At 72.4% G+C, this 18,875-nt stretch carries 14 protein-coding genes; 4 read left to right on the top strand and 10 right to left on the bottom strand.

The annotated features are described in order from the left end of the window. Positions 1–12: 12 nt before the first annotated feature. From F3L20_RS25440 to F3L20_RS25415, 6 genes are all read right to left on the bottom strand, one after another. Positions 13–1,587, bottom strand: coding sequence for a S8 family serine peptidase (locus F3L20_RS25440; protein ID WP_150156323.1), 1,575 nt, complete (start codon positions 1,585–1,587; stop codon positions 13–15). Between the two features lie 403 nt (positions 1,588–1,990). Further along, on the bottom strand, positions 1,991–4,942 hold the full coding sequence (locus tag F3L20_RS25435; RefSeq protein WP_150156322.1) for a hypothetical protein: 2,952 nt from the start codon (positions 4,940–4,942) through the stop codon (positions 1,991–1,993). Between the two features lie 2 nt (positions 4,943–4,944). Beyond that, on the bottom strand, positions 4,945–6,774 hold the full coding sequence (locus F3L20_RS25430) for an HSP90 family protein (RefSeq protein ID WP_150156321.1): 1,830 nt from the start codon (positions 6,772–6,774) through the stop codon (positions 4,945–4,947). Between the two features lie 56 nt (positions 6,775–6,830). After that, on the bottom strand, positions 6,831–7,811 hold the full coding sequence (locus F3L20_RS25425; RefSeq protein ID WP_150156320.1) for a hypothetical protein: 981 nt from the start codon (positions 7,809–7,811) through the stop codon (positions 6,831–6,833). A gap of 147 nt (positions 7,812–7,958) precedes the next feature. Further along, positions 7,959–8,780 (bottom strand): serine hydrolase domain-containing protein, encoded by an 822-nt coding sequence (locus F3L20_RS25420; RefSeq protein ID WP_150156319.1) that lies wholly within the window; start codon positions 8,778–8,780, stop codon positions 7,959–7,961. 18 nt (positions 8,781–8,798) lie between these two features. Next, positions 8,799–9,269, bottom strand: coding sequence for a GNAT family N-acetyltransferase (locus F3L20_RS25415; RefSeq protein ID WP_150156318.1), 471 nt, complete (start codon positions 9,267–9,269; stop codon positions 8,799–8,801). Between the two features lie 95 nt (positions 9,270–9,364). Between F3L20_RS25415 and F3L20_RS25410 the strand changes: the two genes are divergently transcribed. Beyond that, positions 9,365–9,826: a MerR family transcriptional regulator gene (locus tag F3L20_RS25410; protein WP_150156317.1), complete on the top strand. Its 462-nt coding sequence runs from the start codon at positions 9,365–9,367 to the stop codon at positions 9,824–9,826. Further along, complete coding sequence (locus F3L20_RS25405; protein WP_150156316.1) at positions 9,826–10,842, top strand: aldo/keto reductase; 1,017 nt, start codon at positions 9,826–9,828, stop codon at positions 10,840–10,842. Before F3L20_RS25410 ends, F3L20_RS25405 begins: the two co-directional genes overlap by 1 nt. A 108-nt stretch (positions 10,843–10,950) precedes the next feature. Here F3L20_RS25405 and F3L20_RS25400 read toward each other — a convergent pair whose 3' ends face one another. The 3 genes from F3L20_RS25400 to F3L20_RS25390 form a co-directional block, all read right to left on the bottom strand. Further along, the gene (locus F3L20_RS25400; protein ID WP_150156315.1) at positions 10,951–11,823 is read right to left on the bottom strand and encodes a DUF4429 domain-containing protein; all 873 of its coding nucleotides are present in this window, start codon (positions 11,821–11,823) and stop codon (positions 10,951–10,953) included. Between the two features lie 66 nt (positions 11,824–11,889). Then, positions 11,890–13,107 (bottom strand): alpha/beta hydrolase, encoded by a 1,218-nt coding sequence (locus tag F3L20_RS25395; RefSeq protein WP_150156314.1) that lies wholly within the window; start codon positions 13,105–13,107, stop codon positions 11,890–11,892. Between the two features lie 54 nt (positions 13,108–13,161). Further along, a complete protein-coding gene (locus F3L20_RS25390) occupies positions 13,162–13,851 on the bottom strand; it encodes a TetR family transcriptional regulator (RefSeq protein WP_150156313.1) in 690 nt (229 codons plus the stop codon). A 111-nt stretch (positions 13,852–13,962) separates the two neighbouring features. Here F3L20_RS25390 and F3L20_RS25385 point away from each other — a divergent pair, with 111 nt between their 5' ends. Together F3L20_RS25385 and F3L20_RS25380 are read left to right on the top strand one after the other, a co-directional pair. Continuing rightward, positions 13,963–15,582 carry an MFS transporter gene (locus tag F3L20_RS25385; protein WP_150156312.1) on the top strand — a complete coding sequence of 540 codons (1,620 nt, stop codon included), beginning with the start codon at positions 13,963–13,965 and terminating at the stop codon, positions 15,580–15,582. A 152-nt stretch (positions 15,583–15,734) separates the two neighbouring features. After that, positions 15,735–16,043 (top strand): small hydrophobic protein, encoded by a 309-nt coding sequence (locus tag F3L20_RS25380; protein ID WP_150156311.1) that lies wholly within the window; start codon positions 15,735–15,737, stop codon positions 16,041–16,043. 61 nt (positions 16,044–16,104) lie between these two features. Here the strand turns inward: F3L20_RS25380 and aceE are convergent, their stop codons facing one another. After that, entirely contained in the window at positions 16,105–18,852 is a 2,748-nt protein-coding gene (gene aceE, locus F3L20_RS25375; protein WP_150156310.1) for a pyruvate dehydrogenase (acetyl-transferring), homodimeric type, read from the bottom strand. Positions 18,853–18,875 lie beyond the last annotated feature (23 nt).

Genomic DNA, 18,875 nt, shown 5'->3' with positions numbered 1-18,875 from the left:
TTGAGGCGGGGATCAGAAGGTCAGGCCCCAGCTGCTGATGTAGCCCGTGTCGCCGGCGTAGCCGTCGGTGACCCGCAGCTTCCACGTGCCGTTGGCCGTCTCCGAGGAGGCGTTCACGGTGTACGTGGTGTTGATGTTGTCCGTGGAGCCGCCGGTGCCGGAGGACTTGAGGGTGTAGACCGACCCGTCGGGGGCCACCAGGGAGACCGTCAGGTCACCTATGTAGGTGTGGACGATGTTCACCGGGACCTGGAGGGCCGACGGGGCGTTGCCCGAGACACCGGTGACGGTGATGGGGGACTCGACCGTCGTCCGGTCGCTGATCGTGTACCGCGTCGAGCTGGTGAACGTCTTGCCGGTGGGCGGGGTCGTGCCACCGTTGCCGCCGACGTACAGCAGACGGTTCGGAGAGCCCGTGCCGGGGCTGGTGACCGCGCCGGAGACCGAGTTCGCGACCAGCGCGGAGGAGACCTGCGCCGGGGTGGCCGACGGGTTGTCCGCGAGGTACAGCGCCGCGGCGCCCGCCACGTGCGGGGTGGCCATGGACGTGCCGGAGATGGTGTTGGTGGCGCTGTCGCTGGTGTTCCAGGTCGACGTGATGGACGAGCCCGGCGCGAAGATGTCCAGGTTCGAGCCGTAGTTGGAGTAGCTGGCGCGGGCGTCCGTGCTGGTGGTCGCGCCGACGGTGATCGCCTCGGCCACCCGGGCCGGGGAGCCGGTCGCCGTGGTCGACTCGTTGCCCGCGGCCACGGCGAAGGTGACGCCGGCCGCGATGGCGTTGCGGACCGCGTTGTCGAGCGTGGTGCTCGCGCCGCCGCCGAGCGACATGTTGGCGACCGCCGGGAGCACCGCGTTGGCGGCGACCCAGTCGACGCCCGCGATCACGCCGGCGGTGGTGCCGGAGCCGTTGTTGTCGAGGACGCGCACGCCGACGATGCCGGCCTTCTTCGCGACACCGTAGGCGCTGCCCGCGACGGTGCCGGCGACGTGGGTGCCGTGGCCGTTGCCGTCCTGGGCGACGTTGTCGCCGTCCACGGCGTCGTAGCCGTTGCGGGCCCGGCCGCCGAAGTCACTGTGGGAGACGCGCACACCGGTGTCGATGATGTACGCGGTGACGCCCTGGCCGGCGGTGTCGTCGTACGTGTACGACCCGCTGAGCGGCAGCGCGGTCTGGTCGATGCGGTCCAGGCCCCAGGACGGCGGGTTGGTCTGCGTCGCCTGGATGGTGAAGGCGCGGTTCTGCTCGACCAGCGCGACCGACGGGTCGGCGGCCAGCTCGGCGGCCTCGGCCTCGGTGGCCTCGACGGTGTAGCCGTTGACGGCCTCGCGGAAGGTGTGCTCGACGTCGGCACCGTACTTCTTGGCCAGGCCCTTGCCCTGGGCGGACGTGGCCTTGGTGCCCGACTTCAGGGTGACGATGTAGCTGCCCTCGACCGCGTTCGGCGCGTCCGCGTAGGCGATCGTCCCCTTGGGGGACTCGGCGGAGTGCGCGGCGGGAGCGGTGAACAGACCGCCCGTCAGGGCCGCCGCGGCGACCGCGCCGACGCCGACGATCGATTTGCGCCTGGTGTTTCGCTTCACTGCCATCTGAGGTTTCTCCTCGACAGGTGGGGAGTGTGGGGGTCGCGCCTCTGGGGATGAGGCGCCGCACGGCGGACGTCCGCACCGGGTCACCGGAACGTGCGTCTGTCAGGGACATGCCAAACATGGGCGCTGTGGCCGCGCTCCGCATGTCCTGCCGCCAGGCGAAAGATTGATCTGTCTACGCGGATTGCACAAGGGGTTCAGGTGGGCGTTAACGTCCGTGCCACAAAGCGGGAGTGACACAAGGTCATCAAAGGCGCAGATACGCTCCGTAAACGAGATCACCGTCACAGTCACCGCGCGGGGCCGGGGCGGCCGCTCGTCCCGCATCGCGAGACGGGACGGCGCCCGGCTCCCTTCGGGTGCCGGGGAGGGACAGACGACCCCACCCCGGCACCTGCACCGCTCACTCCCCGTCGCGCAGCCGTTCCGCCAGCCCCGTCAGGGACTCCGCCGCCTCGGTGTGGCCGAGGCCCGTCAGGCGGTCCGCCGCCGCCTCGACCCGGGCGAGGGCCGGGGCGGCGCGCTCCAGGTAGACGCCCTCCACGACACCGGCCAGGCGGACGCACTCCGCCCACTCACCGGCCACGTCGGCGTCCGCACCCGGCTCCCCGAGCAGCCCGAGGGCCTTCTCCAGCGCGGCCAGCGCCTCGTCGTACGCACCGGCGTACGCGTTGATCCGCCCGTGCTCGTAGGCCAGGGCCGTGTCCAGGGAGCGGCCGTGCGCCTCGAAGCCGACGGCGCGGGCCGCGTCGGCGACCCGGCCGGCGTCGTCGAGGAAGACGCGGGCGCCGGTCAGGCCCTCGGGGCCCTGCTGCTGGGCCTGGAGCCGGGCCAGCTCCCGCAGGGCGTTGCTGACCAGCTCGTACCGCGGGTCGCGGGCGTGGGCCGCGAGCGCCTGGTCCACGGCCTCCCGCGCCTTGGCGAACTCACCCGCCTCACCGAGCAGGACGGCCGTCTCCGCCGCGATCATGGCGTGGCTCCCCGGGTCGTCGTCCCAGCCCGCCGACTCCGCCGCGAGGGCGACGAACTCCGCCGTGGCGGCCTTGAGGTCGTCGCCGGCGCGCAGCGCGCGGGCGCGGGTCAGCCGCAGCTGGGCGACGAGCCGGTCGTCCAGCTCGCCGTCGACGACGTCCGGCTCCACTAGCAGGGAGTCGAGCAGCGCGACGCAGTCCTCGATCCGGCCCAGGTCTAGGCTGAGCTGGGCGGCGTTGCTGTAGGTGCAGAACGCGTCGAACCGGGCGCCCGCCCGCAGTTCCAGCTCCGCCGACCGCGTCAGATGGCGCAACGCCTCGTCGTGGCGGCCCAGGCCCATGCAGGCCTGCGCCAGTTCGCCGTGCAGGGTCGGGACGTCGACCGCCTCGGCGGGCCACTCGGCGGCCAGCCGTATCCCCTCGCTGAGGCTCGCGTGGGCGGCCTCCGCGTCCCCCAGGCCGAACTGGATCTTGCCGCGCAGGGACAGCGCGCGGGGCAGGTGCCAGGCGGGACCGTCCGTCCGCAGCAGCTCGACCAGGCCGTCCGCCTCCGCGAGCGCGGTCGGCAGGTCGCCGGCCATGGCGTGGGTGGTGGCCCGCAGCAGCCGGGCGGCGGCGATCTGCCCGGTGAGGCCGTGCCGCGTGGCGAAGTCGTACAGCAGCTCCGCCTCGGCGAGGATCGGGGCCACGTGCTCCCTGTCCCCGGACGCCTGGAGCCGCAGGCCGCGGGCGCTCACCCGCAGGCGCAGCAGCCGCGCCTCCAGGTACGGGGCGATCCCGGGCGCCTGCTCGTGCAGCCGCACCAGCTCCGCGTGCGCCTGCGCGAACACCGCGACCTGGGCGGCGGCCCGCGCCTCAGGATCGGCGTCCTCCTCGGCCGCCCCCGGCGGAACCACCTGCGCCCCCGCCAGCACCGCGCTCGCGCGGGCGAACACCGCGTGGCCCGGGAGCCCCGCGTCCTCGTACAGACCCGCGGCCTCCTCGTACAGCGCCGCCGCGTCGGCGTGCGCGTCCTTGCGGTCCGCCAGCGTGGCCTCCTCCTCCAGCAGGTCCGCCCGCAGCCGCACCAGCGGGCCCACCTCGGGGTCGTCCGGGTGGACGTAGTCCGGGGCGGTGGTGAGGGCGCGCAGGCGGGCCCAGCAGGCGTGCGCGTCCGGATGACCCTGCTCGTCCAGCTCCCTCGCCCGTCCGATCAGCTCGGCCGGCGCCTCGGGAAGCGCCTCGGCGGGCTCCGGCGCGGCCGGGGCGGTCGCCGGGACCACGTCCTCCAGGGTGCGCGGCCGCAGGGTCAGCTCCAGCGACTCCAGCAGCGGCGCCCGGCCGAGACGGGCCGCGCGGCGGTCGGTGTGGGCCGTCGTGCCGTTGCGGGCGTCGAAGCGGGCGGCGAGGTCGTCGGCGCGCCGACGCACCTCGGCACGCAGCGACGCCACCGTCCAGCTCCGGCCGGGGAACCCGGCGGCGGGCAGCTCCCCGTGGCCCAGCGCCCCGACCCGGGCGAGGAGCACCTCCACGCCGGTGAGCAGGTCGAGCTGGGCCAGCGGCGAGTCCACCTCCTCGAACAGGGTGCGGTTCTCCGCCAGCAGTTCCAGGCCGCGCGCCTCGTTGCCGGTCAGCGCGCAGAACTCCAGGTGGCGGCCGACCTCCCCGGCCGTCGAGGGGTTGCGGCGGCAGCCCCGGTACCCCGCCAGGTGCAGCCGGCGCGCCTCGTCGGTGCGGCCGGCGCGCAGCAGCGGCAGCAGCGCGTACGACACGGAGCGGGCCGGCTCCTCCTGGCAGGACTCCTCGCCGCCGAGCACCGGCTCCCAGGCGCGCAGCGCCCGCTCGTCGTCGCCCGCCGCCAGGTGGTACAGGGCGCGCTCGCAGGTCTCGCACGCCTCGCAGTCGCTGAGCATGCCGCGGGTCCGGCCCGCCCACAGCTCGTAGGCGAGGGCGGTGTCCTCACCGACGTGGGCGGCGAGCTGGTAGGCCTGCCCGTAGTACGGCTGGAGGTCGAGCCCGGCCTTCTCGTAGCGGTCGCGCATCTCCGTCTGCCACTGGCGCAGACTGGCCAGCGGCACCTCGGGCAGGCAGCGCAGGGCGTTGGCCACCCACTTGAACCGCCAGAAGAGCTGGTGGCGCAGCCGGTCGTCGAACACCTCGGGCTGCTCGTCGAAGAGGTTCAGCAGCCGGGCGAAGACGACCGGCGACTTCCGCGGCTCGGAGCCGTACGTGTACGCCTCCTGGAGCTCCAGCAGGGCGTGGATCAGCGGCACCGGCTCGCCGAACAGTTCGGCCGCCTCGGCGAGTTCCTCGGCGGTGACGGTACGGGTGCGGCCGTAGGGGCGCCGGTCGTTCTCCCGCAGCGCCTCGTACAGCTCGTCGGTGGTCTGGGGTGCGGTCTGCATCGTCAGCTGTCCTTGCGCAGGGCGTGGGCGAGAAGGTCGAGGAAGGAGCGGTTGATGAGGCTGGACTCGGCGGGCCGGAGCGGGCGCCGGGACAGCAGCGCGGCCTGCCCGTACAGGGCTTCCGCGCTGGTGCGGGCCAGTTCGGGCTCGTCGATCGCGACGGCGGTGCGCACCAGCGGGTTCAGCTGGTTGAGGATCAGCTGCGCGCGAGGGGCCTCCTGCTGCAGGGCGCCGAGGATGTCGCCCCACAGGCCGCCCTCCTGCTCACGGGCGAGCCGGGAGCGGGTGCGCTCGTGCCGGGCCTCGCGGCTGTCGACGAGCAGGGCGGGCGCGGACGCCGGCTGGAAGGCGCGCAGCGCCACGTCGCAGTCGAACACCGCGAGGGCGTCCCGGGCGAGCGCCAGGTAGGCCGCGGCGGCCAGTTCCGTCTCCCGGTCGACCGGGTCGAGGTGCGCGGTCAGGGTCGCCGGGTCGAGGTCGGCGACGCTCACCTCGGGCCTGATCTCCGGCAGCCGGTGCGCCAGTTCGCGGTCGTAGGTGTAGCCGCCGTTGACCACGCCGAGCCCGGCGGCCGACGCGATGGCCGCGACCTGCCGGAACTCCTCCACGCTGGACGTCACCAGCACGGTGCGGTGGGTGCGGGAGAACTCGTCCAGGGTGCAGTGGCCGTCGGTCGTCTCGAACGGCAGCCACGGCAGCAGCATCCGCAGGATCTCGTCGTCGTGCACGGCGAGCGACTTCACCGACAGATGGTGCGCCTGGAGGAAGCGGTGCAGCAGGTCCGGGTCGCTGGCGGCGACGCGGGCGATCCACGCGCGCAGCTTCTCGGCGAGCGCGTCACGGACGGCGGCGAGGGTGTCGTCCTCGTACAGGGACTCGCGGGACGCCGTCGGGCGCAGGCTCTCCGCGTCGACGACGCAGCGGACGAAGAACGCCCAGTCGGGCAGGATCTCCTCCGCCTGCTCCGACAGCAGCATGCCCTTGACGTGCACCCGGTGGCCGTGACGGCGCCCGGCGGGCACCGCCTCCGGCAGCACGCACGCGATGCCCTTGAGACCCACCGCCGGCAGGTCCAGCTCGATGGTGTCCAGCGGGGCGAAGCCGAACACCTCCTCGCCGTACGTGGCCAGTGCGCGGGAGCGGGCACCCGGCGTCGGGTACGTCCGCGCCCAGGGCGCCGCCTCGGGGTTGACCGGGACGGCGGGGCCGGTGCCGTCGTCGAAGGTCACCGGGTGGCGCAGCAGCGAGCCGAAGTGCCCGGCCAGGGACCGCACCCGCGCGGGCCGGGTCCACTCGCCGGCGTCGGCGCGCGGGGTCAGCGTGACCGTGGTGCCGGGCCGGGGCCGGGCGGAGGCGGGCAGGGTGCGCACGGTGTAGCTGCCGTCGCCGCGTCCCCGCCACTCCACGGCGGGCGCGTCGGGCGTACGGGCGGACCGGCTGACCACGTGGATCTCGTCCGCGACGAGGAAACAGGACAGCAGGCCGATGCCGAACTGCCCGATGAAGTCGCCGCGTTGCTCGGCGATCCCGTCGGCGCGCTTGCTGCTGCGGCCGATCGTGGCCAGGAAGGTGTGCACGTCGGCCTCGGTGAGGCCGACGCCGTCGTCCTCGACGCGCACCACGGCGGCGTCGGCGTACAGCCGGATGCCGAAGGTGCCGGCGGGGGCGGCCGGTTCGAGGGCGTGCCGGGCGGTGAGCGCGTCCACCGCGTTCTGCATCAGTTCGCGCAGATAGACGCGGGGGCTGGAGTAGAGGTGGTGGGAGAGCAGGTCGACGAGGCCGCGCAGGTCGACCTGGAAGGTGCGGTCGGCGGTGTTCTCGGGCAGGGTCATCGGCGGTCCGGGGTGTGAAGGCGTGCGACGGGCGGCGGAAGAGGGCGAGCCGGGGCTCAGAAGGCTTTGCGGAAGCGCGCGTACGTCTTCTGCGGTTCGGACATGTACGTCCACGGCCACTCGGTGTACGCGCCCTCCAGTTCGCGGAAGACGTTGGAGGCGGTGCTGCTTCCGGCCAGGGACAGGGCCATGGCGAAGATGTTGTAGTCGCCTTGCCAGCCCAGGCGGCGCTCGTAGGCGTGGTGCAGGACGCTGCGCTCCGCCGCCTCCCGCAGCTCGCTGCGGATCCTGGGCTGCTGCAGGCAGGCGCCGTCGTCGGCCTCCACCCACTCCTCGATGTACGCCATGGCGACCACGCAGCCGAGCCGGTGGCCCTCGGGCGCCTTGGCGAACGCCGCGCGGGCGAACTCCAGGGCCTCGCCGGGCTCACCGCCCCAGCGGGGCTGGAGCTGGGACAGCCATTCGAGGTGGATCTCCAGGTCGAGCGGGTCACGGCGCAGGGCGGCGTCGCGCCGGGTTTCCGCGACCGTGGAGCCGAGCGACATGCCGCGCGCGGAGGTGAGCAGGTGGCGCCACGGCGTGATCCAGTCGGGACGCAGCTCGGCCGCCTCGAACAACTGCCGCTCGGCGAGCTGGAGCCGCTCGCGGAAGACCTGCCACTGCTCCCGTGTGACGTCCACGGCACGCGCGCTGGTCCGTGCCTCCCAGCCCCAGTTGACGTGCCGCGCCCCGGATATCAGCAGGGCCGGGACCCGGTGCTCCTTGTCCTCCTCGACGGCGCGGCCGATCCAGTCCTGCACCCCGTCCAGGACGGCCAGCTGGCCGAGGACCTGATGGTCGCGGCCCAGGTCGAAGGGGGCCAGGGCGGCCTTGACCGCCTCCCAGTCACCCGCGTCGGCGGCCTCCACGACCGCCAGCACCCGCGTGTCCCCGAGGGCGCGCAGGGCGTACGTCCCGTTCTTCCTGCGCGGCGCCGGAAGGGCGTACGGATCCGCCCCCGGCCCGTCCCCGCCCCTGCCGAACAATTTGCCGAACATGTCGCGCCCTCCCCTGGTCCGCGTGATCGTCCGGCGCATCATAGGGCGCCCCACCGACACCGCTTCCACAGGGTTTTCACCTCGGGCCCACGCGAACGCCCCAGGTCGTACGGGGTGTTCCGGTACGTCCGGCCGCGAGGCGCGGGATCAGCCGCGCAGTTCCGCCAGCACCGCGTCCGTGAACGGCGGCCACGCCTCGACCGCCCAGGGGCCGAACGCGTGGTCGGCGAGCGCCACGCACGCCGCGCCCGCGTCCGGGTCGATCCACAGGAACGTGCCCGACTGGCCGAAGTGCCCGAAGGTGCGCGGCGAGGACGACCCGCCGGTCCAGTGCGGCGCCTTGCCGTCCCGGATCTCGAAGCCCAGTCCCCAGTCGTTGGGGTTCTGGTGCCCGTAACCCGGCAGCACGCCCTTGGTGCCCGGGTACTGCACGGTCATCGCCGCGGCCACCGTCCGCGGGTCCAGCAGGCGCGGCGCCTGCACCTCCGCGGCGAACAGCAGCAGGTCGTCGACCGTGGACACGCCGTCCTTCGCGGGGGAGCCCTCCAGCGAGGTCGCCGTCATCCCCAGCGGCTCCAGCACCGCCTGCCGCAGATACTCGCCGAACGGGATCTCCGTCGCCTTCTCCACGTGGTCGCCCAGCTGCTCGAACCCGGCGTTGGAGTACAGCCGCCGCTCGCCCGGCGCGGAGGTCACTCGGTGCTCGTCGAAGGCGAGGCCCGAGGTGTGCGCGAGCAGGTGGCGGACCGTCGAGCCGTCCGGGCCCGCCGGCTCGTCCAGCTCGACCGCCCCCTCCTCGTACGCGACGAGCACCGCGTACGCGGCCAGCGGCTTGGTGACCGAGGCCAGCGGGAAGCGGTGCCCGGCCGGTCCGTGCGTGCCCAGGACGGTGCCGTCCGCCCGTACCACCCCCGCCGCAGCGGTGGGAACCGGCCAGTTCTCGATCGACGCGAGGCTCTTCAGCGACATGCCGTCGAGCCTAAGCGCTCACAGCCTGAGCTCCAGCAAAGGGTCCGGCTTGGGGACGAAGCCCAGGGAGCGGTACATCGGCTCGGCCTCCGGGCTCGCGGTCAGCCGCACCCGCACGGCGCCCCGCTCCCGGAACCACTCCAGCAGCGCGTCCATGCACGCCCGCGCGTAGCCCCGGCGGCGGGCGTCCGGGTCGGTGGCGACGCTGAAGACGTAGCCGTCGGTGCCGCGCGGGTTGTGCGCGCCGCCGATGCGGTACTCGATCGTGCCGGCCACCAGCGCCGCGAGGGCGCCCGACCGCCGGGGGTGGTCCACGACGAACGCGGCGAACCCGCCGTCCGGCGCCGCCAGTCTGGCGCGCAGCACGGGCAGCGACTCGGCGTGCCACGCGGTGGACGGGTCGGACCGGGCCAGCGAGTCGATCATCACCTGACGCAGCCGCAGCACTTCCTCGGCGTCGTCGGGTGTCGCACGGCGTACAGGAGTCATGGCGGCACGGTAATCGGACGCCGTTGACCCGTGCCGCCCATTTCTCACCGGCGTCGCTTGCCTGGAGCGCACTCCAAGGATCTAGCGTGGAAGCCATGACGGTGACGGAGACCACGGGTACCAGGACCGACACCTGCGCCGGACCCCCGCAGGGCGACCGGCGGCCGGACGGCGAGGACAAGTACACGATCAGCGAGGTGGCCGCCCTCACCGGGCTGACGGCACACACCCTGCGCTGGTACGAGCGCATCGGACTGATGCCGCACATCGACCGCTCCCACACCGGGCAGCGGCGCTACACCAACCGCGACCTGGACTGGCTCGCCCTGGTCGGCAAGCTCCGGCTGACCGGCATGCCGGTCGCCGACATGGTGCGCTACGCCGAACTGGTCCGGGCCGGCGACCACACGTACACCGAGCGCTTCGAGCTGCTCAAGGCGACCCGCGAGGACGTGCTGGCCCGCATCGCCGAACTCCAGGGCACGCTCGCCGTCCTGGACCGCAAGATCAGCTTCTACGCGGACGCCGGGCGGGCCCTGGCTTCGGAAAGGGCATGATGAGCGAGCACACGATCCCCACGACCACGCTGGGCGCGGACGGCCCCGAGGTGGGCGTGCAGGGCCTCGGCTGCATGGGCATGAGCTTCGCCTACGGTCCCGCCGACGCGGACGCCTCCCGGGCGACCCTGGAGCGCGCCCTGGACCTGGGCGTCACCCTCTACGACACGGCGGACGCGTACGGCGCGGGCGACAACGAGCGTTTCCTCGCCCCGTTCCTCGCGGCGCACCGCGACGAGGTGGTCCTCGCCACCAAGTTCGCCCTGTCGATCCCGCCGGACGAGCCCACCCGGCGCATCGTCCGCAACGACCCGCCGTACATCCGGCAGGCCGTCGAGGGGAGCCTGCGGCGCCTGGAGGTCGACGTCATCGATCTGTACTACATGCACCGGCGCGACGTGAACATCCCGATCGAGGAGACCGTCGGTGTCATGGCCGAGCTGGTCCGCGAGGGCAAGGTGAAGCAGCTGGGGCTGAGCGAGGTGACGGCCGGTGAACTGCGCGCCGCCCACGCCGTGCACCCGATCGCGGTTGTGCAGTCGGAGTGGTCGCTGTTCAGCCGGGACATCGAGGCCGCGGTGGTGCCGGCGGCGCGTGAGCTGGGCGTGACCCTGGTCCCGTACTCGCCGCTCGGCCGGGGCTTCCTCACCGGTTCCTTCGCGGACGCCTCCCAGGACCTCGGCGAGGACGACATCCGCCGCACGATGCCCCGGTTCACCGGGGACAACGCGGCCGCCAACGCCGCCCTGCTCGCACCGGTCCGCGAGGCCGCCGAGGCACACGGCGTGACCCCGGCCCAGATCGCCCTGGCCTGGGTCCACCAGCAGGCGCGGGTGCACGGCCTCCCGGTCGTCCCGATCCCCGGCACCCGCCGCCCGTCCCGCGTGGAGGAGAACACGGCGGCCACCCGCATCACCCTCACCGAGTCCGAGCTGGCCTCCCTCGACCCCATCGCCGACAAGGTGGCGGGCCCCCGCTACGCGGACATGACCTTCACCTCAGCAGGCAGAGAGTAAGAAGCACACCACCCCCTGAGGAAGCGCCCCTTCAGGTCAGGGGCGCGGGGAACTGCGCGACAAGCCCCCACGCACCCGCACCCGACACCCACCCCACCCCCGGCAGGGCTAAAGCTCGGCAAGCAACTCCGCCTTCTTCGCGGAGAACTCCTCGTCCGTCACCAGCCCCGCCTGATGCAACTCCCCGAGATGCCGGATCCGCTCGGCGATGTCCGCCGGATCCCGCCGAGCGGCGGCCCCCGGCGACGCCATCGCCGGCGACGACATCACCGGCACCGCCGCACAGTCCCGCACAGCGGCCAGCACGGCCGCCGCGAACGGCAGCGACTCGTGCACGGGTCCGTACCCCAGCCCGAACACCACCGCGGCGGGGTCCTGGTCGGCCTGCGCCGGTGCCGGCACCGCCGTGTCCCGGCGCAGCAGCCGCAGATGACCCTCGAACACCTCGGGCGACCGCCACTCCACCCCGCCGAGCTCGGCTATCGGGAACCGCTGGTCGCCGGCTTTCCACTTCGCCGACGAGGCCCCGGTCCAGAACCAGCGGAACGCCACCGCCGTGCCGTCGAACGTCGCCTTGCCGTCGTACGCCTTGAACTGCAGCGGCGCCTCGGGCGCCGCCACCAGGTGGCGTTCGGCGGGGCCCGACTCGGTGAGCCGGTCGCGCAGTTCGTCGGCGTAGTACTCGGCGAGGGTCTCCCGCTCGGCGTGCAGCACCAGCCGGTAGGGGTCGCTGCTCTCCTTCAACTGCCCGGCGGCCGCCTCCATCAGCGGATCGGCTCCCGGCCGGGGCTCCAGACGCAGCACCACGGACCCGCGCTTGCCGGGCGTGAGGGTCACGCCCTCGATCGCCTCCAGCGGCACGCGCCGCTCACCGAGCGCCTGGAACAGCTTGGGTGTTCGAATCCCGCGTTCGTAACGGATGAGCACGGAGTCGGATTCGAACTCCCAGGCGGCATGAATTCCGGCCAGTACGTCACCCATGCGGCTCATCGTATGCGGCACGAGCTTCTCCGTCCCCTCCCCACGCATACCGCAGTATCTCCGCTTCTACGCGCGTCCGGTAGGGGTCGTACCGGACAAACCCGCCCGGCAGACGTCGTCCTGGTGCGCACAGGAAACCGCCCGGTATGCGCCAACCCCGATCTCGGCGAAGTTCCGCAGACTGTCCGTCCCGGGCACGAAGTACCCGGCGTGCCCCTTGGCCTCACGGGCCGACAGGACCCGCGCGCCGAACCCGTCGGCCACCGGGTCGGCCCCGTGGCCCAGCCCGCCGAGCTCCAGGTACGGCACGTCCTGGATCCAGTCGTCGGCGTCCCGCATCGCCCACACCCGCGCGGTGGTGTGCAGCTGCGCGGCGTTCTCCACCCGCATGCCCGGGCTGCCGGCCACCGCGATGTCGCTCACCCGCTCCGGCACGCGGTGCGCGGCCAGTCCGCACACCACCGAGCCGTAGCTGTGGCAGAACAGCGAGACCGGGGCCACGCCCGGCAGTCCCCGCACCATCGCGTCCAGCCGGGCCGCGCCGTCCTCCGCGCGCATCGCCGTGGCCGCGTCCATGCCGAGACCGCTGGGCGCGGTGTAGTCGGCCCAGGCGATCACGGCCGTACGGGCCGCCGGGTCGGCGGCGCGCTGGGCCGCGTACAGCGACGTGGCCATGCCGACGGGGGCGGAGTGCGCGCGCCGGGAGCGCTGGAAGGTGAGCAGGTCGGTGTCGACACCCGGAACGACCACGGACACCCGCTCGGCGCGCCGCAGGTCACCGAAGACCTCCGCGACCCGGCCGGAGCCCGCCGGGTCGAAGGCGAGGATGTGCCGTCCCGGCCGCATCAGCGCCTCCATGCGGTCCATCCTGCGGGCCGCCTGCTGCTGGCCCGAGGAGGTGAGACGGCTGTCGTGCAGACGCCGCAGCTCCACCTCGCGGGCCTCGGCCAGCGCGATCCGGTTGGCGCGGTAGCGCAGTTCGACCGGCGCGCCGTTCATGTTGCCGACCGCGAGGGGGTAGCGGTGGGCGAGCCGCACCCGCTGTCCCTCGGTGAGCGAGGCGAAGAACCGGGCCAGCCGCAGGGGCGCCGACTCGGGGTCGGGCAGCCGCTTCCCGGCCACCCGGCCGTCCTCCCACGCGGCGATCGACGCCTGGAGGGGAGCGGGGTGGCGCTGGTGGCGCAGTGCCGTCCAGCCGGTGGTCGCCAGCATCACGAAGACCACGGCGAGCGCCAGGAGCGCCCGCCACAGGTTCAGCTGAGGGGAGGTGTCGAAGGAAGTCACTGGGAGGACACACTAGGAGAACGAGAGTGTCTCGCGTGAATCTAGTGACTGGGATCACGTTTCGTTGTGCCGATTCAGGGATGCTTCCGTACGCCAGTTCGTGGCGAGGGCCGGTCCGACGTGGTCCAGGCAGATCCGCATCAGGTCCCTCAGTGCCTCGGTGCTGAGGTCGTTCCCGGCGGACCAGCGCCGCTCCGCCACCCGGATCACCCCGCCGAACGCGGCCACCAGGATCCGCGGCCGGGGGTCGGCGTCGACGTCCAGGCCCTCGCGCTCGGCGATGATGCCCGCCAGCTCCTCCTCCAGCTCCGCCGCCCGCCGCAGATGCGCGGCGAGCAGTGCGGGCGTGGACTCGATGACCCGGTAGACCCGCATGTGCAGTTCCAGGGGCACCAGCCGTCCGACGGCCTCGTTGATCGCGTCCCAGCTGTCCAGCACGGCCCGGCGCAGCACCTCCAGCGGCGCCTCGTCCCGCGGGCGCGCCCGGACGGCGTCGGTGATCTGCGACTCCGCGAGGCGCGGGACGAACAGCGCGACCTCCTCCTTGCTGGCGAAGTAGCGGAAGAAGGTGCGCTGCGAGACGTCGACGGCCGCGGCGATGTCGTCGACGGTCGTCCCGTCGTAGCCGCGGGTGGCGATCAGCTCCAGGGCGGCCCGGACCAGGGCGTCCCGGGTGCGCTGCTTCTTGCGCTCACGCAGACCCGGTCGCGGCAGCGTGCCCGCGACGGTCCCGGCCGATTCCATGGCTCCTCCTTGAACCGCTCTTCCGGTTCAGGCTATAGGCGCATGTCCTGTCAGTTACTGACTGGTGAATTGGTTTGTCAAGTGTCAGTGGCTGTCACTAGCCTCGAACGTATGACTAGTCAGACCACCATCGACAAGGCGGGGCAGGGGGACGGACCCTCGGGCGCCCCGTCGGAGGCGACGCCGGGCAAGGGGCTGCGCGGGCACCCCTGGTTCACGCTGTTCACCGTTGCCGTGGGGGTCATGATGGTGGCCCTGGACGGCACCATCGTGGCCATCGCCAATCCCGCCATCGCCAGTGACCTCGGCGCCACCCTCGCCGACGTCCAGTGGATCACCAACGCGTACTTCCTCGCCCTCGCGGTGTCCCTGATCACCGCGGGCAAGCTCGGTGACCGCTTCGGGCACCGGCAGACGTTCCTCATCGGTGTCGTCGGCTTCGCCGCCGCCTCCGGCGCCATCGGCCTGTCCGACAGCATCACCCTGGTCATCGTCTTCCGCGTGCTCCAGGGCCTGTTCGGCGCGCTGCTGATGCCGGCCGCGCTCGGCCTGCTGCGGGCCACGTTCCCGGCCGAGAAGCTCAACATGGCCATCGGCATCTGGGGCATGGTCATCGGCGCCTCGACCGCCGGCGGGCCGATCCTCGGCGGTGTCCTCGTCGAGCACGTCAACTGGCAGTCGGTGTTCTTCATCAACGTGCCGGTCGGTGTCCTCGCCGTCGCGCTCGGCGTGTGGATCCTGCTCGACCACCGCGCGGAGAACGCGCCGCGCTCCTTCGACGTGCCGGGCATCGCCCTGCTGTCCGGTGCGATGTTCTGCCTCGTGTGGGCCCTGATCAAGGCGCCCGAGTGGGGCTGGGGCGACGGCAGGACCTGGGGATTCATCGCCGCCTCGGTGATCGGCTTCGTCGCCTTCGCCGTCTGGGAGACCAGGGTGAAGGAGCCGCTGATCCCGCTGGCCCTCTTCCGCTCGGTCCCGCTGTCCGCGGGCGTCGTGCTGATGGTGCTCATGGCCATCGCCTTCATGGGCGGCCTGTTCTTCGTCACCTTCTACCTGCAGAACGTGCACGGGCTGAGCCCGGTCGACGCCGGTCTGCACCTGCTTCCGCTCACCGGCATGATGATCGTCGGCTCCCCGCTCGCGGGCGTGATGATCACCAAGGTCGGTCCGCGGATCCCGCTGGCCGGCGGTATGGCCTGCACCGCGCTCGCCATGTACGGCATCTCCACGCTGGAGAAGAGCACCGGCAGCCTCGCCATGTCCGTCTGGTTCGCCCTGCTCGGCCTCGGCCTCGCCCCCGTCATGGTCGGCGCCACCGAGGTCATCGTGGGCAACGCGCCGCTGGAGCTCTCCGGGGTCGCCGGCGGTCTGCAGCAGTCCGCGATGCAGGTGGGCGGCAGCCTCGGCACGGCCGTGCTGGGTGCCGTGATGGCCTCCAAGGTGGACGGCGACCTGCCGGGCAACTGGGACAAGGCCGGGCTCCCGCCGCTGAACCCGGAGCAGGCCGCTGCGGCCTCCCAGGCGGTGCAGGTCGGTGTGCCGCCGGTGGCCAAGGGCACCCCCGAGGCGATCGCCGTGAAGATCACCGACGTCGCCCACGACACCTTCATCTCCGGCATGAGCCTGGCGTCCCTGGTGGCCGCCGGGGTCGCCGCGGTCGCCGTCGGGGTGGCGCTGTTCACCAAGCGCGGTGAGAACGCGGAGGCGGGCGCGGGCGTCGGCCACATCTGACGGCCCGTCCACATCTGACGGTCCGTGAGGACCATCGCACGCGCGCTGCCGGAGGGGGGGCGGCGCGCGGGCGGCGGTCATCCCCCGGCATGCGGGGGAATTCGGGGCGGAAGCGGGGTACCCGTCATGTCAACCAACCCATCAGGGAGTTGATGATGGCGAGCTTCGGACAAGGTACGCGCAGGCACCCCCGCACCAGTGGCCGGACGTGGTCACGGTCCGGGCCGGATCGCGCGACGCTCGGGATCATCGGAGCCATCTGCGCCGTCGCCGGTTTCTTCGTACTGGGCATCGTCCTCGGCCCGGTGGCGATGGTGTGCGGCTGGCTCGCGATGGGCCGCAGCTGGGCGGGCTCCCGCTCGGTGCCGGCACTGATCGCCCTGGTCCTCGGTGCCATCGACACGCTCCTGGCCCTCATCTGGCTGGCCGGGGCGGGCGCCATGGGCAACGGCATGTTCTGACACCCGGGCACCACACGGCTGAGCCCCCGGCGACGCGCCGGGGGCTCAGCCGTTTCCCGTGCTACGCGTCGCCGCCCGCCGCGCCCGGGTCCGCGGCCGACACGTCCAGCAGCTGGTACCGGTCGATCGCCTGCTTCAGCACCGAGCGGTCGAGGTGCCCCTCGCGGGCCAGCTCGGTCAGCACCGCCAGCACGATCGACTGCGCGTCGATGTGGAAGAACCGCCGGGCCGCCCCGCGGGTGTCCGCGAAGCCGAAGCCGTCCGCGCCCAGCGACTGGTACGTCCCCGGCACCCAGCGCGCGATCTGGTCCGGCACCGACCGCATCCAGTCGGACACCGCCACCACCGGCCCCCGCGCCGAGGCCAGCTTGCGCGTCACGTACGGGGTGCGCTGCTCCTCCTCCGGGTGCAGCAGGTTGTGCCGCTCGCAGTCCACGGCCTCGCGCCGCAGCTCGTTCCAGGAGGTCGCCGACCAGACGTCCGCCTTGACGTTCCACTCCTCGGCGAGGATCTTCTGCGCCTCGACCGCCCACGGCATCGCGACGCCGGAGGCCAGGATCTGCGCCGGGAGCGAGCCCGCCGGGCCCTCGCTGAAGCGGTACAGCCCCTTGACGATGCCCTCGGCGTCCACGTTCTCCGGCTCCGCCGGGTGCTGGATCGGCTCGTTGTACACGGTGAGGTAGTAGAAGACGTCCTCGCCGTGCGGGTGTTCGCCGGAGGAGCCGTACATCCGGCGCAGCCCGTCCTGCACGATGTGCGCGATCTCGTAGCCGAACGCCGGGTCGTAGGCGACGCACGCCGGGTTGGTCGAGGCGAGCAGCTGCGAATGACCGTCGGCGTGCTGCAGCCCCTCACCGGTCAGTGTGGTCCGCCCCGCGGTGGCGCCGAGGACGAAGCCCCGGGACAGCTGGTCGGCCATCTGCCAGAACTGGTCGCCGGTGCGCTGGAATCCGAACATCGAGTAGAAGACGTACACCGGGATGAGCGGCTCGCCGTGCGTGGCGTAGGCCGAGCCGGCCGCGATCAGCGAGGCGGTGCAGCCGGCCTCGGAGATGCCGTCGTGCAGCATCTGCCCGTTGGGTGCCTCCTTGTACGCGAGCAGCAGCTCCCGGTCCACGGACTCGTACTGCTGGCCGAGCGGGTTGTAGATCTTCGCGCTCGGGAAGAACGAGTCCATGCCGAACGTGCGGTATTCGTCCGGCGCGATCAGCACGAACCGCCGGCCGATCTCCTTGTCCCGCATGAGGTCCTTGAGGAGCCGGACGAAGGCCATGGTCGTCGCGATGGACTGCTGGCCGGAGCCCTTCTTCACGGTCGCGTACGTCTTGTCGTCCGGCAGGGCGAGCGGCCTGGACCGCACCACCCGCGTCGGCACGTACCCGCCGAGGGTCCGGCGGCGGTCGTGCATGTACTGCATCTCCTCGGTGTCCGGCCCCGGGTGGTAGTAGGGCGGCGGACCGGACTCCAGGTCCTTGTCGGAGATCGGCAGGTGCAGCCGGTCCCGGAAGTGCTTCAGGTCCTCGACCGTCAGCTTCTTCATCTGGTGCGTGGCGTTGCGGCCCTCGAAGTTCGGGCCCAGCGTCCAGCCCTTGATCGTCTTCGCCAGGATCACCGTCGGCTGGCCCTTGTGCTCCAGGGCCGCCTTGTAGGCCGCGTAGATCTTGCGGTGGTCGTGGCCGCCGCGCCCCAGGTGCAGGATCTGGTCGTCGGTCATGCCCTCGACCATGGCGCGCAGCCGGTGGTCGTCACCGAAGAAGTGGTCGCGGATGTACGCGCCGGACTCGGTGGCGTAGGTCTGGAACTGGCCGTCGGGCGTGGTGTTCATCTTGTTGACCAGCACGCCGTCGCGGTCCTGGGCCAGCAGCGGGTCCCAGGTGCGGTCCCAGACCAGCTTGATCACGTTCCAGCCGGCGCCCCGGAAGACCGACTCCAGCTCCTGGATGATCTTGCCGTTACCGCGCACCGGGCCGTCGAGCCGCTGGAGGTTGCAGTTGACGACGAAGGTCAGGTTGTCCAGGCCCTCGCGCGCGGCGATGGTCAGCTGGCCCAGCGACTCCGGCTCGTCCATCTCGCCGTCGCCGAGGAACGCCCACACGTGCGACTTCGAGGTGTCCGCGATGTCGCGGGCGTGCATGTAGCGGTTCATCCGGGCCTGGTAGATGGCACCGATCGGGCCGAGGCCCATCGACACCGTCGGGAACTCCCAGAAGTCCGGCATCGACCGCGGGTGCGGGTACGACGACAGCGCGTACGGCGCCTTCGACTTCTCCTGGCGGAACCCGTCGAGGTGCTGCTCGCTCAGCCGGTCCAGCAGGTACGCGCGGGCGTAGATGCCCGGCGAGGCGTGCCCCTGGAAGAAGACCTGGTCGCCGCCGTCGCCCTCGTCCTTGCCGCGGAAGAAGTGGTTGAAGCCCACGTCGTACAGCGAGGCGGAGGACGCGAACGTGGCGATGTGGCCGCCCACCCCGATGCCCGGGCGCTGGGCGCGCGAGACCATCACGGCCGCGTTCCAGCGGGTCGCGTTGAGGATCTTGCGTTCGATCTCCTCGTTGCCCGGGAAGAACGGCTCGGCCCGGGTGGGGATCGTGTTCACGTAGTCCGTGCTGCGCATCTCGGGCACGGCGACGCGCTTGGCGCGGGCCCGCTCGATCAGCCGCAGCATCAGATAACGGGCCCGCTCCCGGCCGCGCTCGTCGACCGCGGCGTCGAGGGAGTCGAGCCACTCCTGGGTTTCCTCGGGATCGAAGTCAGGAACCTGACTCGGGAGGCCGCCAATGATGATCGGGTTGCGATCGGATGCGGAAGCCACGCTGTTCCTTACCTGTCGGAGGG

The sequence above is a fragment of the Streptomyces tendae genome (assembly GCF_008632955.1).
GTDB lineage: Bacteria > Actinomycetota > Actinomycetes > Streptomycetales > Streptomycetaceae > Streptomyces.
Note: the sequence above shows the minus strand (reverse complement) of the source record. Positions and strands in the feature narration are given on the sequence as shown.

Coding starts and splice junctions, on each gene's coding strand:
- F3L20_RS25440 (WP_150156323.1), bottom strand. CDS start 1,587: ATGGCAGTGAAGCGAAACACCAGGCGCAAATCGATCGTCGGCGTCGGC.
- F3L20_RS25435 (WP_150156322.1), bottom strand. CDS start 4,942: ATGCAGACCGCACCCCAGACCACCGACGAGCTGTACGAGGCGCTGCGG.
- F3L20_RS25430 (WP_150156321.1), bottom strand. CDS start 6,774: ATGACCCTGCCCGAGAACACCGCCGACCGCACCTTCCAGGTCGACCTG.
- F3L20_RS25425 (WP_150156320.1), bottom strand. CDS start 7,811: ATGTTCGGCAAATTGTTCGGCAGGGGCGGGGACGGGCCGGGGGCGGAT.
- F3L20_RS25420 (WP_150156319.1), bottom strand. CDS start 8,780: ATGTCGCTGAAGAGCCTCGCGTCGATCGAGAACTGGCCGGTTCCCACC.
- F3L20_RS25415 (WP_150156318.1), bottom strand. CDS start 9,269: ATGACTCCTGTACGCCGTGCGACACCCGACGACGCCGAGGAAGTGCTG.
- F3L20_RS25410 (WP_150156317.1), top strand. CDS start 9,365: ATGACGGTGACGGAGACCACGGGTACCAGGACCGACACCTGCGCCGGA.
- F3L20_RS25405 (WP_150156316.1), top strand. CDS start 9,826: ATGAGCGAGCACACGATCCCCACGACCACGCTGGGCGCGGACGGCCCC.
- F3L20_RS25400 (WP_150156315.1), bottom strand. CDS start 11,823: ATGGGTGACGTACTGGCCGGAATTCATGCCGCCTGGGAGTTCGAATCC.
- F3L20_RS25390 (WP_150156313.1), bottom strand. CDS start 13,851: ATGGAATCGGCCGGGACCGTCGCGGGCACGCTGCCGCGACCGGGTCTG.
- F3L20_RS25385 (WP_150156312.1), top strand. CDS start 13,963: ATGACTAGTCAGACCACCATCGACAAGGCGGGGCAGGGGGACGGACCC.
- F3L20_RS25380 (WP_150156311.1), top strand. CDS start 15,735: ATGATGGCGAGCTTCGGACAAGGTACGCGCAGGCACCCCCGCACCAGT.